This is a genomic window from Burkholderia sp. L-4 (genome assembly GCF_056856535.1).
The window spans coordinates 2514979-2529810 of sequence record NZ_JBXEOX010000001.1 but is presented as its reverse complement, the minus strand read 5'-3'; the positions used below and the strand labels follow the sequence as shown (position 1 = coordinate 2529810).

General features: G+C 65.3%; 15 protein-coding genes. 7 read left to right on the top strand and 8 right to left on the bottom strand.

The window, feature by feature from the left end:
* Positions 1-77: 77 nt before the first annotated feature.
* Positions 78-1049 (bottom strand): potassium channel beta subunit family protein, encoded by a 972-nt coding sequence (locus AC1VVG_RS11715; RefSeq protein ID WP_034191151.1) that lies wholly within the window; start codon positions 1047-1049, stop codon positions 78-80.
* A gap of 164 nt (positions 1050-1213) precedes the next feature.
* Between AC1VVG_RS11715 and AC1VVG_RS11710 the strand changes: the two genes are divergently transcribed.
* Positions 1214-2002 (top strand): 3-hydroxybutyrate dehydrogenase, encoded by a 789-nt coding sequence (locus AC1VVG_RS11710; RefSeq protein WP_482835656.1) that lies wholly within the window; start codon positions 1214-1216, stop codon positions 2000-2002.
* 118 nt (positions 2003-2120) lie between these two features.
* Here the strand turns inward: AC1VVG_RS11710 and AC1VVG_RS11705 are convergent, their stop codons facing one another.
* Complete coding sequence (locus AC1VVG_RS11705) at positions 2121-3320, bottom strand: amino acid aminotransferase (protein WP_034190348.1); 1200 nt, start codon at positions 3318-3320, stop codon at positions 2121-2123.
* A gap of 260 nt (positions 3321-3580) precedes the next feature.
* On the opposite strand from AC1VVG_RS11705, the gene uvrB reads away from it, so the two are divergent.
* The 5 genes from uvrB (at position 3581) to AC1VVG_RS11680 (ending at position 9133) form a co-directional block, all read left to right on the top strand.
* Positions 3581-5671, top strand: coding sequence for an excinuclease ABC subunit UvrB (uvrB, locus tag AC1VVG_RS11700; RefSeq protein ID WP_034190349.1), 2091 nt, complete (start codon positions 3581-3583; stop codon positions 5669-5671).
* A gap of 227 nt (positions 5672-5898) precedes the next feature.
* A complete protein-coding gene (locus tag AC1VVG_RS11695) occupies positions 5899-6450 on the top strand; it encodes an iron transporter (protein ID WP_034190350.1) in 552 nt (183 codons plus the stop codon).
* A 55-nt stretch (positions 6451-6505) separates the two neighbouring features.
* Positions 6506-6838 (top strand): cupredoxin domain-containing protein, encoded by a 333-nt coding sequence (locus tag AC1VVG_RS11690; protein ID WP_034190351.1) that lies wholly within the window; start codon positions 6506-6508, stop codon positions 6836-6838.
* A gap of 58 nt (positions 6839-6896) precedes the next feature.
* Entirely contained in the window at positions 6897-7739 is an 843-nt protein-coding gene (locus tag AC1VVG_RS11685; RefSeq protein ID WP_034190352.1) for an FTR1 family iron permease, read from the top strand.
* Positions 7736-9133: a 4Fe-4S binding protein gene (locus AC1VVG_RS11680; protein ID WP_034190353.1), complete on the top strand. Its 1398-nt coding sequence runs from the start codon at positions 7736-7738 to the stop codon at positions 9131-9133. The genes AC1VVG_RS11685 and AC1VVG_RS11680 overlap by 4 nt, the downstream gene beginning before the upstream one ends.
* 271 nt (positions 9134-9404) lie before the next feature.
* Here the strand turns inward: AC1VVG_RS11680 and hemP are convergent, their stop codons facing one another.
* The 3 genes from hemP to AC1VVG_RS11665 form a co-directional block, all read right to left on the bottom strand.
* Entirely contained in the window at positions 9405-9650 is a 246-nt protein-coding gene (gene hemP / locus AC1VVG_RS11675; protein ID WP_034190354.1) for a hemin uptake protein HemP, read from the bottom strand.
* Positions 9651-9788: 138 nt separating this feature from the next.
* Complete coding sequence (locus tag AC1VVG_RS11670; RefSeq protein WP_034190392.1) at positions 9789-10271, bottom strand: SRPBCC family protein; 483 nt, start codon at positions 10269-10271, stop codon at positions 9789-9791.
* Between the two features lie 100 nt (positions 10272-10371).
* Positions 10372-11244, bottom strand: coding sequence for a pirin family protein (locus tag AC1VVG_RS11665; protein ID WP_034190355.1), 873 nt, complete (start codon positions 11242-11244; stop codon positions 10372-10374).
* 122 nt (positions 11245-11366) lie between these two features.
* Here AC1VVG_RS11665 and AC1VVG_RS11660 point away from each other — a divergent pair, with 122 nt between their 5' ends.
* Complete coding sequence (locus tag AC1VVG_RS11660; protein ID WP_473377138.1) at positions 11367-12341, top strand: LysR family transcriptional regulator; 975 nt, start codon at positions 11367-11369, stop codon at positions 12339-12341.
* Between the two features lie 401 nt (positions 12342-12742).
* Here the strand turns inward: AC1VVG_RS11660 and AC1VVG_RS11655 are convergent, their stop codons facing one another.
* The 3 genes from AC1VVG_RS11655 to AC1VVG_RS11645 are packed head-to-tail and all read right to left on the bottom strand — an operon-like array spanning position 12743 to position 14684.
* Positions 12743-13171 carry an ExbD/TolR family protein gene (locus AC1VVG_RS11655; protein WP_006478310.1) on the bottom strand — a complete coding sequence of 143 codons (429 nt, stop codon included), beginning with the start codon at positions 13169-13171 and terminating at the stop codon, positions 12743-12745.
* Between the two features lie 13 nt (positions 13172-13184).
* Positions 13185-13916 (bottom strand): MotA/TolQ/ExbB proton channel family protein, encoded by a 732-nt coding sequence (locus AC1VVG_RS11650; RefSeq protein ID WP_034190357.1) that lies wholly within the window; start codon positions 13914-13916, stop codon positions 13185-13187.
* Positions 13917-13952: 36 nt separating this feature from the next.
* On the bottom strand, positions 13953-14684 hold the full coding sequence (locus tag AC1VVG_RS11645; protein WP_034190358.1) for an energy transducer TonB: 732 nt from the start codon (positions 14682-14684) through the stop codon (positions 13953-13955).
* Positions 14685-14832: the final 148 nt, after the last annotated feature.

The following is a 14832-nucleotide window of genomic DNA, read 5'->3' as shown; positions in this document are numbered from 1 at the left end:
AAGCGGTCGATCGCGCGCGGCAGTCGGGCCGGGCGCCGATGCGGCCGCGTATTGTACGCGAGTGGCCGTGCATCGCCTTATTCATATGCGTCGCCGACCACCTCCTCGATGCGTTGCTTCACGTCCGGCGTCAGCTTCGCCGCAACGTCGAGCGCGCGCATGTTGTCGCCGATCTGCTCGATCCGCGACGCGCCCGTGATGACCGAACTGACGTGCGGATTCGCGAGTGCCCACGCGATCGCGAGCTGGCCCGTGCTGCAGCCGAGCTCGGCCGCGATTCCGCCGAGCCGCTCGACGATATCGTTGGCCGCCTGATCGGTCAGGCGGTCACGCATCCAGTCGTAACCCTGCAACTGCGCGCGGCTGCCGGGCGGCACGCCGTTGCGATACTTGCCGGTGAGCAGGCCCGACGCCAGCGGGCTCCAGGTCGTGAGGCCGAGACCGTAATCCTCGTAGAGCCGCGCATATTCGTGCTCGACCCGCGTGCGGTGGAACAGGTTGTACTGCGGCTGTTCGACGACGGGCTTGCGCAGGTGATGCCGTTCGGCGATCTCGCATGCGGCACGGATTTCGTCGGCGCTCCATTCCGACGTGCCCCAGTACAGCGCCTTGCCGCGCGCGATCATGTCGCTCATTGCCCAGACGGTTTCCTCGATCGGCGTGTTCGGATCGGGGCGATGGCAATAGACGAGATCGACATAGTCGAGCTGGAGCCGGCGCAGCGAGCCGTCGATGGCGTTCAACAGGTATTTCCGGTTCAGCGTGTGATACTGGTTCGGCGCCTCGGCGAGCCCCCAGAAGAACTTCGTCGACACGATATAGCTGACGCGCGGCCAGTCGAGCGACTTGAGCGCGTGGCCCATGATCTCCTCGGATTTGCCGCCGGCGTAGACCTCGGCGTTGTCGAAGAAATTGACGCCCGCGTCGCGTGCCGCGGCGAGGCATTCGCGCGCGACCCGCTGGTCGACCTGGTTGCCGTACGTGACCCAGGAGCCGAGCGAAAGCGCGCTGATCTGCAGGCCGGAGCGGCCTAGCCGTCGATAGTGCATGTGAATCTCCCGCGTGACGGAACCGACCTTAAGCTTAGACGTTTTGCGCGCGAACGGCGGGGCCGATCGTGCACAATGACGGCTGGCCCGCCGCGTCGCACCGGCGACGAATGCCGAAGGGGCGGGCGCGTACTTTTTCGATCCGATAACGGGAGGAGACGGACATGGCAGCAGATCTGAATGGCAAGACCGCAGTCGTCACGGGCGCCGCGAGCGGCATCGGCAAGGAAATCGCCCTCGAGCTCGCCAAGGCGGGCGCGGCCGTCGCGATCGCCGATCTGAACCAGGACGGCGCGAACGCGGTCGCCGACGAGATCAACAAGGCGGGCGGCAAGGCGATCGGCGTCGCGATGGACGTGACGAACGAGGACGCCGTGAACAGCGGCATCGACAAGGTTGCCGAAACGTTCGGCTCGGTCGACATCCTCGTGTCGAACGCCGGCATCCAGATCGTCAACCCGATCGAGAACTATTCGTTCTCCGACTGGAAGAAGATGCAGGCGATCCACGTCGACGGCGCGTTCCTGACGACGAAGGCCGCGCTCAAGCACATGTACAAGGACGATCGCGGCGGCGTCGTGATCTACATGGGTTCGGTGCACTCGCACGAAGCGTCGCCGCTGAAGTCGGCGTACGTGACGGCCAAGCATGGCCTGCTGGGCCTCGCCCGCGTGCTGGCGAAGGAAGGCGCGAAGCACAACGTGCGCTCGCACGTCGTGTGTCCGGGCTTCGTGCGCACGCCGCTGGTCGACAAGCAGATTCCGGAGCAGGCCAAGGAGCTCGGCATCAGCGAAGAGGAAGTGGTGAAGAAGGTGATGCTCGGCAACACGGTCGACGGCGTGTTCACGACGGTGCAGGACGTCGCGCAGACGGTGCTGTTCCTGTCGGCGTTCCCGAGCGCCGCGCTCACGGGTCAATCGTTCATCGTCAGCCACGGCTGGTTCATGCAGTAACGCGGGGGCGGGTGGCATGGCCGCCTGCCGGGTAGGACGGCACAAAAAAACGCGCTCCGTGGAGCGCGTTTTTCATGTCGGAGGGCGGAGCCGTTGACGGCTGCCACCCGGTGCCGCGTTACTTCAGGACGGCCGCAATCGCGTTGGCGACCGCGTCGAGGTTGCGCGTGTTCAGCGCGGCAACGCAGATCCGGCCCGTGCCGACCGCATAGATGCCGAACTCGTCGCGCAGGCGATCGACTTGCGCCGAGGTCAGGCCCGAATACGAGAACATCCCGCGCTGTGCGTTGATGAAGCTGAAATCGCGATCGACGCCGCTCGCCTTCAGGCGCTCGACGAGACCGTTACGCATCGCGCGGATGCGATCGCGCATCTCGCCGAGTTCCTGCACCCACGAGGCGTGCAGTTCCGGCGACGCGAGCACGGCTGCGACGACGGCGCCGCCATGGGTCGGCGGGTTCGAGTAATTCGTGCGGATCACGCGCTTCAGTTGCGACAGCACGCGCGTCGCTTCTTCCTTGCTCGACGTGATGATCGACAGCGCGCCGACGCGCTCGCCGTACAGCGAGAACGACTTCGAGAACGACGACGACACGAATGCGTTCAGGTCGGCCGCGGCAAACAGACGCACGGCGGCGGCATCGGCCTCGATGTTCTCGCCGAAGCCCTGGTACGCCATGTCGAGGAACGGCACGAGATTGCGCGCCTTCACGACGTCGACGACCTGTTGCCATTGCGCTTCGGTCAGGTCCACGCCGGTCGGGTTGTGGCAGCACGCGTGCAGCACGACGACCGTGCCGGCTTCGTAGCCGTTCAGCGCCGACAGCATGCCTTCGAAGTTCACGCCGTTGGTGGCCGCGTCGTAGTACGGGTACGCGACGACTTCGAAGCCGGCGGCTTCGAACAGCGCGCGGTGGTTTTCCCAGCTCGGATCGCTGATCGCGACCTTCACGTTCGGGTTCACGGTGCGCAGGAAGTCTGCACCGATCTTCAACGCGCCCGTGCCGCCCAGTGCCTGGGCCGTGACCACGCGGCCCGCCGCGATCAGCGGCGAGTCGTTGCCGAGCAGCAGCTTCTGCACGGCCGCATCGTAGGCGGCGATCCCGTCGATCGGCAGGTAGCCGCGCGGCAGGCCGGCCTCGACACGCGCCTGCTCGGCCTCCCGAACCGCGCGCAGCAGCGGAATCTTGCCGTCTTCGTTCGTGTACACGCCGACGCCGAGGTTGACCTTGGTCGGACGCGCATCGGCGTTGAAGGCTTCGTTCAGGCCCAGGATCGGGTCGCGGGGAGCAAGCTGGACAGCGGAGAAGAGCGACATGATGATTCGGCAGTAGTGAAAAGAGGGTCAGGCTTTCAGCCGGCAGGGCGGGCGCAGCGGACCGCGCGCCAACGGCACGGCGCCGGAAAGCGCAGCAGCCTGATATTGTAGCGAATTCGCGCCGGCGGGGGCGGCGAATCCGTCGCGATTCGCCGCCGAATCGCGATTTCGGGCGGCCGTGGCGCGTCAGGAGCCGACAGCAGTTCGCGCGGCCGCGAAGCGCTAGAATGCTTTCTTTGCCCTTGCTCCGGCCGCACTCCATGTCCGAACATCATGCCGAAGTCGGCGACGCGCTCGACGAATCCAAATTCGTCACCTTCGAAGGGTCGCCGTTCCAGCTGTACCAGCCGTATCTGCCCGCCGGCGACCAGCCGACCGCGATCGAGACGCTTGTCGAAGGCGTCGGCGACGGCCTTGCCTTCCAGACGCTGCTCGGCGTGACGGGGTCGGGCAAGACCTTCACGATGGCCAACACGATCGCGCGGCTCGGCCGCCCGGCGATCGTGTTCGCGCCGAACAAGACGCTCGCGGCCCAGCTCTATGCGGAGTTCCGCGAGTTCTTCCCGCGCAACGCGGTCGAGTACTTCGTCTCGTACTACGACTACTACCAGCCTGAGGCGTATGTGCCGCAGCGCGACCTGTTCATCGAGAAGGATTCGTCGATCAACGAGCACATCGAGCAGATGCGGCTGTCGGCGACCAAGAGCCTGATGGAGCGCCGCGACGTGGTGATCGTCGCGACGGTGTCGGCGATCTACGGTATCGGCAACCCGTCCGAATACCACCAGATGATCCTGACGCTGCGCACCGGCGACAAGCTCGGCCAGCGCGACGTGATCGCGCGGCTGATCGCGATGCAGTACACGCGCAACGAGCAGGATTTCCAGCGCGGCACGTTCCGCGTGCGCGGCGACACGATCGACATCTTCCCGGCCGAACACGCGGAAATGGCCGTACGCGTCGAGCTGTTCGACGACGAGGTCGAGACGCTGCACTTGTTCGACCCGCTGACGGGGCGCGTGCGGCAGAAGATTCCGCGCTTCACCGTGTATCCGTCGTCGCACTACGTGACGCCGCGCGACACCGTGATGCGGGCCGTCGAGACGATCAAGGAAGAATTGCGCGAACGCCTCGAGTTCTTCCATCGTGAGGGCAAGCTCGTCGAGGCGCAGCGTCTCGAGCAGCGCACGCGCTTCGATCTCGAGATGCTGCAGGAGCTCGGCTTCTGCAAGGGCATCGAGAACTACTCGCGGCATTTCTCGGGAGCGGCGCCCGGCGACCCGCCGCCGACGCTCGTCGACTACCTGCCGCCCGATGCGCTGATGCTGCTCGACGAATCGCACGTGCTGATCGGCCAGTTGAACGGGATGTACAACGGCGACCGCGCGCGCAAGGAAAACCTCGTCAATTACGGGTTCCGCCTGCCGTCGGCGCTCGACAACCGGCCGCTGAAGTTCCCCGAGTTCGAGCGCAAGATGCGCCAGGTCGTGTTCGTGTCGGCCACGCCGGCCGACTACGAGAAGCGCGTGACGGGGCAGATCGCCGAGCAGGTCGTGCGGCCGACGGGCCTCGTCGATCCGGAAATCGAGGTGCGGCCCGCGAGCACGCAGGTTGACGACGTGCTGACCGAGATCAACGCGCGCGTGAAGGCCGGCGAGCGTGTGCTGATCACCGTGCTGACGAAGCGCATGGCCGAGCAGCTCACGGAATTCCTGGCCGACCACGGCGTCAAGGTGCGCTACCTGCACAGCGACATCGACACGGTCGAGCGCGTCGAGATCATCCGGGACCTGCGGCTCGGCACGTTCGACGTGCTGGTCGGGATCAACCTGCTGCGCGAGGGCCTCGACATTCCGGAAGTGTCGCTCGTCGCGATCCTCGACGCGGACAAGGAAGGCTTCCTGCGCGCCGAGCGCTCGTTGATCCAGACGATCGGCCGTGCCGCGCGGAACGTGAACGGCAAGGCGATCCTCTACGCGGACAACATGACCGATTCGATGACGCGCGCGATCGGCGAGACCGAGCGGCGCCGCGCGAAGCAGATGGCCTACAACGAAAAGATGGGCATCACGCCGCGCGGCGTCGTGAAGCGCATCAAGGACATCATCGACGGCGTCTACAACGCCGACGACGCGCGTGCGGAGCTGAAAGAAGCGCAGCAGCGCGCGAAATTCGAGGACATGTCGGAAAAGCAACTCGCGAAGGAAATCAAGCGTCTCGAGAAGCAGATGGCCGATTACGCGAAGAACCTCGAATTCGAGAAGGCCGCCGCGACGCGCGACCAGCTTGCCGTGCTGCGCGAGCGCGTGTTCGGTGCGAACGTCGGCGACCACATCAGCGGCGGCCGGTAACTCTTTCCAAGCGTCACCGAAACCTTGCGGTAAAGCGCCTGTAAGCCTTGTCGGATCAGGGGTTTACGTGGCTCTTCGTTTGTTCCGAATCGGGTTCGGTGCTAAACTTCGCCATGATTGAGAATTGTTCGCATTAACGTTCTTCGTCGCGTTAGTGTTTCCAGCGGGCGGCCCCGGCGGCGGCCCGGGTGTCGTCAAGATAGTCAGACAAATAACAAGGAGTGTCCATGTTGGGTTCTTCGTTCATCCGCACGACGGTTGCGGTAGCGGCGGCGCTTGCCGCGATGTCGGCCTCGGCTGCCGAATATCCGATCGGCAAGCAGCAGATCCAGGGCGGCATGGAAATCGGCGCGGTGTACCTGCAGCCGATCACGATGGACCCGGAAGGGATGATGCGCAAGGCGTCGGATTCCGACATCCACCTCGAGGCCGACATCCATGCGGTCAAGAACAACCCGACGGGTTTCGCGGAGGGCGACTGGATGCCGTACCTGCAGGTCACGTACAAGCTGACGAAGCAGGGCGACACGAAGTGGAAGGCTGAAGGCGACCTGATGGGCATGGTCGCGAGCGACGGCCCGCACTATGGCGACAACGTGAAGCTGAACGGCCCCGGCAAGTATCACCTGACGATGGTCGTCAAGCCGCCGATGCAGTCGGGCCACATGGCATTCGGCCGCCACGTCGACAAGGAAACGGGCGTGGGTGCATGGTTCAAGCCCATCACGCTCGAGTACGACTTCCCGTTCGCCGGTATCGGCAAGAAGGGCGGTTACTGATCGGCAGCATCACGAACGGCGCGCTTCGGCGCGCCGTCGGCGTAGAGAACCCAGAATGAAAATTCCCCAGAAAATCGTTGCCGCGGCCGCTGCGCTGTGGCTTGCCGGCGCCGCACACGCGGCCGATCTGCCGACGTTCAAGCTCGAGATGACGGACGGCAAGCTGAATCCCGCCCGCATCGAGGTGCCGGCCGGCCAGCGTTTCAAGATCGAGATCAAGAACACCGGCAAGGGCGCCGCCGAATTCGAGAGCGTGCAGTTGCGCAAGGAGAAGGTGCTTGCACCGGGCGCCGATTCGTTCGTGGTCGTCGCTCCGCTGTCGCCGGGCGAATACAAGTTTTTCGACGATTTCCACCAGCAGGCACAGGGCGTGATCGTCGCGAAGTAACGCGTTTTATCTGCGTGCGGGCGTACGAGTCCCTTGCCCCGCGCGTCAGGAGGTATCGATGGGTCAGATCTTGTTCATCGTCTGGCGGGAGAGCGTCGAAGCGCTGCTCGTCGTCGGCATTCTCTATGCATGGCTGAAAAACGGCGACGACGACGCGCGCCGCGGCCTGCCTTTCCTGTGGGCTGGCGTCGGCGTCGGCTTGCTGATGGCCGTCGGCCTCGGCGCCGCGCTCGTCGGTTTCACCGAAGTGCTGTCCGGCGACGCGCAGGACTACTTCCAGACCGCGATGGTGCTGATCGCGTGCGTGCTGATCGTGCAGATGGTGCTGTGGATGCGCCGGCACGGCCGCACGCTGAAGCGCGACATGGAGCAATCGCTGCAGCAGAGCACGCGCGATTCGAACTGGTGGGGCGTCGCCGTGCTGGTCGCACTCGCGATCGCGCGTGAAGGCAGCGAGACCGTGATCTTCCTGTACGGTCTCGGTTTCGGCCAGTCGGGTCACGTCGACGGCAACCAGATGCTCGCGGTCCTGATCGGTCTCGGCCTGGCGTTCTTCACGTTCTACCTGCTGCAGCTCGGCGGCAAGTACTTCTCGTGGCGGCATTTCTTCCGTGTCACCGAAGTGATGCTGCTGTTCCTCGGCGCGGGCCTGTTCCAGACGGGTGTCGACAAGCTGATCGACAAGGAAATCCTGCCGCTTGGCATCTCGCAGGTGTGGGATACGTCCGCGATCCTCGATGACTCGGGCACGTTCGGCTCGCTCGTCGCGACGCTGACCGGCTATCGTGCGCATCCGGCACTGACCAACCTGGTCGCCTATGCGGTGTACTGGGCCGTCGTCTGGCTGCTGATGAAGCGCGCGAGCCGCCGTCCGGCCGTCGCCGCGGGCCGCGCGGCATGAGCGTGGTCGCCGCAGTCAAGCCGGGCTGGCTCGCACAGGCCGGCCAGTGGATGCAGCGCCACGGCGCGCTGATCCGCGGCATCCAGTGGATCGTCGTCGCGGTCTACGCGTTCCTGATCATCGTCCCGGCGGTGTTGCCGCTGCCGGACGATTCCGCGCATCTGTGGAGCAACCTCACGCTGATCGCGCAGTTCGCGTTCTGGGGCATCTGGTGGCCGTTCGTGCTGCTGTCGATGGTGATGCTCGGCCGCGTGTGGTGCGGCGTGCTGTGCCCGGAAGGCGCGCTCACCGAATACGCGAGCAAGTTCGGTCGCGGCGGCCCGATTCCGCGCTGGATCCGGTGGGGTGGCTGGCCGTTCGTCGCGTTCGGGATCACGACGATCTACGGGCAGATGGTGAGCGTGTACCAGTACCCGCTCGCGGTGCTGTTCGTGCTCGGCGGCTCGACCGTCGGCGCGATCGTGATCGGCTTGCTGTATGGCCGCGAGAAGCGCGTGTGGTGCAAGTACCTGTGCCCGGTGAACGGCGTCTTCGGGCTGCTCGCGCGGCTCGCGCCGATGCGCTACAAGGTCGACGAGGATGCATGGCGCCGATCGTACAAGAACGGCGAGCACGGCCATCGCGTGATTCCGATCAACTGCGCGCCGCTCGTGCCGTTGCGCAGCATGAAGGGGGCGGCGGCGTGCCATATGTGCGGCCGCTGCAGCGGGCATCGCGACGCGATCTCGCTGTCGTTGCGCTCGCCGTCCGACGAGGTCGTGAACCTCGGTGCGCAGCAGGCGAGCGCGTGGGACACCGCACTGATCCTGTACGGCCTGCTCGGTGTCGCGATCGGCGCGTTCCACTGGACCGTCAGCCCGTGGTTCGTGCAGATCAAGCAATGGCTCGCGGGCTGGCTGATCGACCGTGACATCACGTGGCCGCTCGAAACGAATGCGCCGTGGTTCCTGCTCACGCACTATCCGGATCGCAACGACGTGTTCTCCTGGCTCGACGGCGGGCTGATCGTCAGCTACATCGTCGGCACGGGGCTCGTGTACGGCACGGCGCTGCTGATATTGCTGGGCGGCGCCACGCTGATGCTCGGCCGCTTCGATCGCGTGCGGCTGCATCATCTCGCGCAGGCACTGATCCCGATCGCGGGAGCGGGCGTGTTCCTCGGCCTGTCGGCCACGACGCTGTCGCTGTTGCGCGCCGAGCATGTGCCGCTCGGGTGGGCGACCGACGTGCGCATCGCGATCCTGGTCGGCGCCAATGCATGGAGCGCGTGGCTCGCATGGAAAGTGACGGGGCGCTATGCGGCGTGGCCGCGCCGGCTCGCGGCATTCGCGTGGTTCGCCGTCGGGTTGGCGGTCGTCGACAGTGCGTGGTGGCTGATGTTCTGGGGTTTCTGACGGGTTTTGCATGCGGCTTCGGCGGCATGCATCAGCGTATCGACGCAGGTGGACAGCATGCCTTCTGCATCGACCGCGCTAACAAAAAAGCGGCACGTCCTTCGACGTGCCGCTTTTTTTCACCCTTGTGCGAGAACCAAAAAAGTGGCTTGGCTTGCTGCAACGGCTGCTTGAGTGTGTTTGCACGAAGGGGTCTAGATCTCGCGTGCAAGCCGTTACGCTGGCTACTGCCCAACACCTCTCAGGGAGGTGGTCCCCACAATACTCTGTCTTACTTCGTCAGGATCAGTTTGCCGAGCCGCGTGGCACGCAACTGATACGTCTCTCCGTTGTGCGCGATGCTGATGTGGCTGTGGCCCTGCAACAGCGCGTCGCTATTTACGACCCGCGTGCCTGTGTCGCGGTTGCCGGCCGGTTTCGCCGGCGTGGTGACCGCTGCCGTCTTCTGGCGGCTGCTGGCTGCGGTGCCGGTCGTGCGGCGCAGGGTCAGCGTGGTCGGGCGCATGGTGTCGGTCATTCGGTTTGATCGGTGACTGTCGATACGATGGAATGAATTCTAAATGATAACTATTCCCATTTACAAAAACTCTTTATCGATCGAAACATCAGACTTGATAGCTTGAATCAAAAGGCGGCCCGCAGGCCGCCGCCGCGGTCAGTGCAGCGGATCGGGGTCCTTGCGGCCCTGCGCGTATTCGCGGATCAGGCGCACCGTGTCGATGTCCGACGTGCGGTAGGCCTCCTTGACGATCCCGTGCGTCTGCCGCGCATCTTCGCTGTCGTCGGTGACGGTCAGCGTGGTGCGGTACTCGAAACGCAGGAACAGCGCGTGGTCGTCGCGTTCCTCGATCGTCATCGTCAGCGAGCCGCCGATCTCGCCATCGGCCGCGCGGATGTCGTAGCGAACCTGCTGGTTCGGCGTGAACGTGACGTGATCGCGCACGGTCGCATGGCCGTAGTGCAACTCACGTTCGAGCGTCGTGTCCGTCCGTTCGAGGACGACGCAGCTGTCGAGGCCGAGTACGAACAGTTGCGGCTGTTCGGCGCGCAGCACGAGGCCCTCCCAGAGCTGGTCGCGGGTGAGGGTCGGCACGGCCGGATCGTCGGAATTGATCTGGATCAGGTGTTCGAAGTTCAAGGGGACGGGTTCCTTCTGGGTGGCGGGCAGCCACATGGTTCAAGAAGTTATTGTGACGCAAAACCACCGGTTTCGCGGCACCTGCCGCCCCGATCGGGCGTCATGCGTCGATGCGGCCCATGCGGCCCGTCTGGTAGTCGACGACGGCTTGCCGGATCTCTTCCTCCGTATTCATCACGAACGGGCCGTAGCGGACGATCGGCTCGTTGAGCGGCACGCCGCCGATCAGCAGCAGGTCGAGCGGCGTGTCGCCGGCGGCGAACGCGACCGTGTCGCCGTCGTCGCCGTAGACGATCATGTGCCGGGCGTCGACAGCCTGCCTGTCGGGCCCGTAGAGCCCCGTTCCGTCGATCGGATAGGCGAACACGCGATAACCGGCCGGCACGGGCTGCGTGACCGTTGCGCCGGGCTCCAGCGTGAAATGCTGGTAGAGGATCGGCGTGCGCGTCTCGATCGCCGCCTGGACGCCGAACGCTTCGCCGGCGATCACGCGTACGTGCACGCGGCCGTCCGGCGATGTCGCGGTCGGGATGCGGTCGGCCGGGATCTCCTGGTAGCGCGGCGCGATCATCTTGTCGCGGCGCGGCAGGTTGACCCACAGCTGGAAGCCGTGCGAGCGGCCGCCCGCCTGTGCGAACGCGGGATCGGGCATCTCGCTGTGCACGACGCCGGCGCCGGCCGTCATCCACTGGACGTCGCCGGGGCCGAGCGTGCCGGCGTGGCCGGACGAGTCGCGATGGCGGAAGCGGCCGTCGAGCGCATACGTCACGGTTTCGAAGCCGCGATGCGGATGGTCGGGCGCGCCCACGGCTTCGCCGGGGCCGTAGTCGACGGGGCCCATTTCATCGAGCAGCAGGAACGGATCGAAGTCCATCAGCAATCGGGTCGGGAACGGACGGTGAACCACGAACCCGCCGCCTTCGGTGGTGCGAAGCGCGGGGTAGGTACGGTCAAGCGAGCGAGCGGTCGTCATGAGGAAGCCCTCGAGATCATCGGAATAGCGTCATTTCTGAAACATAGCGCTATTATATTGGGCGCTTTACCGTTCGATTTGCGGTGGTTCGCAATGGATTGTTCTGAAATTGGAACGATGAGATGAATATCGATGCACATAACCTGAACGACCTGATGTACTTTTCCCAGGTCGTCGAACATGGCGGTTTCTCGGCCGCGGAGCGCGTGCTGGGCATCTCGAAATCGCGCTTGTCGCGGCGCCTGACCGAACTCGAGGCGGCGCTCGGCGTGCGCCTGCTGCAGCGCTCGACGCGCAAGCTCGCGCTGACCGAGGCGGGCGAGCTGTTCTACCAGCATTGCCAGGCGATGCTGGCCGAAGCGCAGGCCGCGATGAACGCGGTGCAGCAATTGCGCGCGTCGCCGCGCGGTTCGGTGCGGGTCAGCGTGCCCGTCACGCTGTCGCAGACGATGCTGTCGCGCATCCTGCCCGAATTCCTGCGCCGCTATCCCGAGGTGAAGGTGCACGTCCGCGTGACGAATCGCGTGATCGACCTGTTCGAGGATTCGATCGACGTCGCGCTGCGCGTACGCTCGGAACCGCCGCAGAACGCCAACATCGTCGTGCGGCCGCTGTGGCGCACGGAACAGATGCTGGTCGGCGCGCCGAGCCTGCTGAGCCAGAATGCGCCGCCGCTGGTGCCGGACGACCTTACCGGTTTCGAGACGCTCGATACGCCGAGCGTCGACGGGCGGCACGTGTTCAACCTGATCGCGCCGGACGGCATGCGTCACGTGCACGAGCATGACCCGCGGCTCGTGACGGCCGACCTGATGACGATCCGCGAGGCCGTGCTCGACGGCCTCGGCATCGCGGCGCTGCCGGAGATGATGTACGGCAACGCGCTGCGTGCGGGGCAGCTGTCACCCGTGATGCCGGGCTGGACGCTGCCGGTGCCGCAACTGTATGCGGTGTTCGTGTCGCGGCAGGGGATGCCGCCCGCGGTGCGCGCGTTCGTCGACTACCTGGTCGAGAAGCTCGATCATGGCGCGTACAAGGAGCCCGGCTGCCCCGAGCGCGCGAAGAAGGAAGCGGCGGCCGATGTTTCGGCGACCTGAACACAGCGTGCACGACGACGCAAATTTGTTTTGTCATTGAAGCGTCGCCTGCAATCGCAAGTTTCAATCGCTGGAACCTTGAATGCGTGCGCGTGCGGGCCTATATTGAAATCCCATTTCGTGAAGGAAGTTCTGAGCGAAATCAGGTGGCCGCATATATTGTGAGCCAGATAGGGCAGAACGCGCAGTCCGTGCAGACCACGGCAGAGTCGCATTTGCGTTGCTCGAGGCGTAACCGATACCGCCGAAGAGCCCGCCGCCCGAAGGCGCCCGCGTGCGCATGAAAAAAGGCCTTCATCTGGCGATGAAGGCCTTTTACTTTGTGGGCGGCCGGCGAGGTGTGGCCGGCTAGGTGCGGCCGGCGAGGTGCCTGCGATGCGTTATCGCGAGACGGGCGCGTGTTACTTCGCTTTCGCGCCCGGCTCCGTGACGAAGCCGAGCTTCGTCAGGCCGCCGGCCTGCGCATCCGACATCACTTCCGCGACGTGCTCGTATGCCACCTTGCGATCCGCACGCAGGTGCAACTCGGGCTGCGGCGTGCGTTTCGCGGCTTCCGCGATGCGAGCCTGCAACTGTTCGCGCGTGACCGTGTGGTCGTCCCACAGGATCGTGCCGTCGCCCTGGATCGCGACGTCGACCGTCTGCGGTTTTTCGTCGACGGGCTGGCTGCTGGCGTGCGGCAGGTCGATCTTCACCGCATGCTGCATCGCCGGGATCGTCACGAGGAAAATAATCAGGAGTACGAGCATGACGTCGACGAGCGGCGTCATGTTGATCTCGCTCATCACTGCATCGTCGTCATCGTCGCTGAAACCGGTGTTCATGGCCATGGTTCACCTCGTCTCAGCTGGCGCGCGTCGCGAGACGCAGGCCGTCGCGCGTCGACGACGATGCGAGCTTCGCGCCCGTCACGAAGTACGCGTGCAGGCCGTGCGCGAAGCGGCGCAGCTTGCTGACGACACCCTTGTTCGCGCGCGTCAGCGCGTTGTAGCCGAGCACGGCCGGGATCGCGACGAACAGGCCGAAGGCCGTCATGATCAGCGATTCGCCGACCGGGCCGGCGACCTGGTCGATCGACGTCTGGCCGGTTGCGCCGATGGCGAGCAGCGCGTGGTAGATCCCCCAGACCGTGCCGAACAGGCCGACGAACGGTGCCGTGCTGCCGACCGACGCGAGGATCGCGAGGCCGCTCTGCATGCGCGAGATGCCTTCGTCCATCGTGTCCTTCAGGCAGCGCGTGACCCAGTCCGACACGTCCATGCGATCGTGCAGGTGCGGTTGCGTCTGGTGGTGGTGGTCGGCGGCTTCCTTGCCCGACAGCGCGAGCGCGAGGAACGGGTTGTCGTTCGGCGTCGATGCGGCGAGACCGAGCTTCTTGATGCCGTCGTCGAAATTGTCCGAATGCCAGAATGCCTGTTCGGCATTCTTCGTGAGACGGTTCAGGCGGATCACGTTCCAGCCCTTGATGACGATCACGATCCACGACAGGACCGACATCACGAGCAGCGTGATCGCGATGGCGCGCGTGACGAAATCACCTTGCGCCCAGACGTGCGCGATACCGTAGCTTTGCATTTTCTTGTTTCCTTTGAATCTTCCGGATGAGGCAGGTTAGTCGGTGAGCCCGAAGCTGTAGGGCTGTGTGCGGGCGGCGCGGATCGCCTGGCCGTTCTCGATGTACGGACGGCAGGTGGTCGAGCGCATCGCGTCGAGTGCGGCGTCGTCGAGGCGCGGGTAGCCGCTGCTCTTCTGCAGGTCGATGCTTTCGATCTTGCCGGTCACGCCGACGACGAAGTGAACGTAGGCCGTACCCGATTCGCCGCGTCGGCGCGACATCGACGGGTAGTCGGGCTTCACGAAGTTGCATTGGAGCGTCGGCACGTTCTTCGGCGCGCTGACCTGCATCGTTTCGCGCGCCGGGCCGGGGGCGGCGGCCGGGGCCGCGGGGGCGGGCGCGGCCGGCGCGGGCGTCGGATCGGCGGCCGGCGCCGGGGTGGGCGACGGGGCCGGCGATTGCGCAACCGGTTGAGGTGTCGGCTTCGCCGCTTTCTGCACCGGCTTCGGCTCGACCTTCGGCTTCACGCGCGGCACGGGCTTCGGCGGCGCGGGCTGCGGGATCGATTCGGCCGCAACCTGCTGCGCGATCGGGGCAGGCGTGATGAGCTGCGCGGTGATCGTCTGGACCTCGACCGATTTCGGCGGCGGCGCGTTGCGATGGAGCCAGGCGGCCGTCAGCATGATCGCGTGTGCGGCAAGCACACCGACCGCGACGACGATCACTCGGGAATTCATACGTGGTGCAGCCGGCATGGCGCCGGCAGGAGCGAGATGCGAAGCCTGCATGTTAGCTTGAAAGAACGATGTCGCACCCGGGGCGCGGCGGGTGAATCGGCATCACTTGCGGAAGATCAGCAGCGAGATGCAAACGGTGGTCACAAATCCGATCAGCAATTCCATGACAGGCTCCTTGGCAGGTAAGCCGCTGGCTCGC

Excerpts from the sequence above, each read along its gene's own strand:
- AC1VVG_RS11695 (WP_034190350.1), top strand. The coding sequence starts at position 5,899 with ATGTTGGGTTCTTCGTTCATCCGCACGACGGTTGCGGTAGCGGCGGCG.
- uvrB (WP_034190349.1), top strand. The coding sequence starts at position 3,581 with ATGTCCGAACATCATGCCGAAGTCGGCGACGCGCTCGACGAATCCAAA.
- AC1VVG_RS11705 (WP_034190348.1), bottom strand. The coding sequence starts at position 3,320 with ATGTCGCTCTTCTCCGCTGTCCAGCTTGCTCCCCGCGACCCGATCCTG.
- AC1VVG_RS11650 (WP_034190357.1), bottom strand. The coding sequence starts at position 13,916 with ATGCAAAGCTACGGTATCGCGCACGTCTGGGCGCAAGGTGATTTCGTC.
- AC1VVG_RS11690 (WP_034190351.1), top strand. The coding sequence starts at position 6,506 with ATGAAAATTCCCCAGAAAATCGTTGCCGCGGCCGCTGCGCTGTGGCTT.
- AC1VVG_RS11645 (WP_034190358.1), bottom strand. The coding sequence starts at position 14,684 with ATGCAGGCTTCGCATCTCGCTCCTGCCGGCGCCATGCCGGCTGCACCA.
- AC1VVG_RS11660 (WP_473377138.1), top strand. The coding sequence starts at position 11,367 with ATGAATATCGATGCACATAACCTGAACGACCTGATGTACTTTTCCCAG.
- AC1VVG_RS11655 (WP_006478310.1), bottom strand. The coding sequence starts at position 13,171 with ATGGCCATGAACACCGGTTTCAGCGACGATGACGACGATGCAGTGATG.
- AC1VVG_RS11685 (WP_034190352.1), top strand. The coding sequence starts at position 6,897 with ATGGGTCAGATCTTGTTCATCGTCTGGCGGGAGAGCGTCGAAGCGCTG.
- AC1VVG_RS11665 (WP_034190355.1), bottom strand. The coding sequence starts at position 11,244 with ATGACGACCGCTCGCTCGCTTGACCGTACCTACCCCGCGCTTCGCACC.
- AC1VVG_RS11680 (WP_034190353.1), top strand. The coding sequence starts at position 7,736 with ATGAGCGTGGTCGCCGCAGTCAAGCCGGGCTGGCTCGCACAGGCCGGC.
- hemP (WP_034190354.1), bottom strand. The coding sequence starts at position 9,650 with ATGACCGACACCATGCGCCCGACCACGCTGACCCTGCGCCGCACGACC.
- AC1VVG_RS11710 (WP_482835656.1), top strand. The coding sequence starts at position 1,214 with ATGGCAGCAGATCTGAATGGCAAGACCGCAGTCGTCACGGGCGCCGCG.
- AC1VVG_RS11715 (WP_034191151.1), bottom strand. The coding sequence starts at position 1,049 with ATGCACTATCGACGGCTAGGCCGCTCCGGCCTGCAGATCAGCGCGCTT.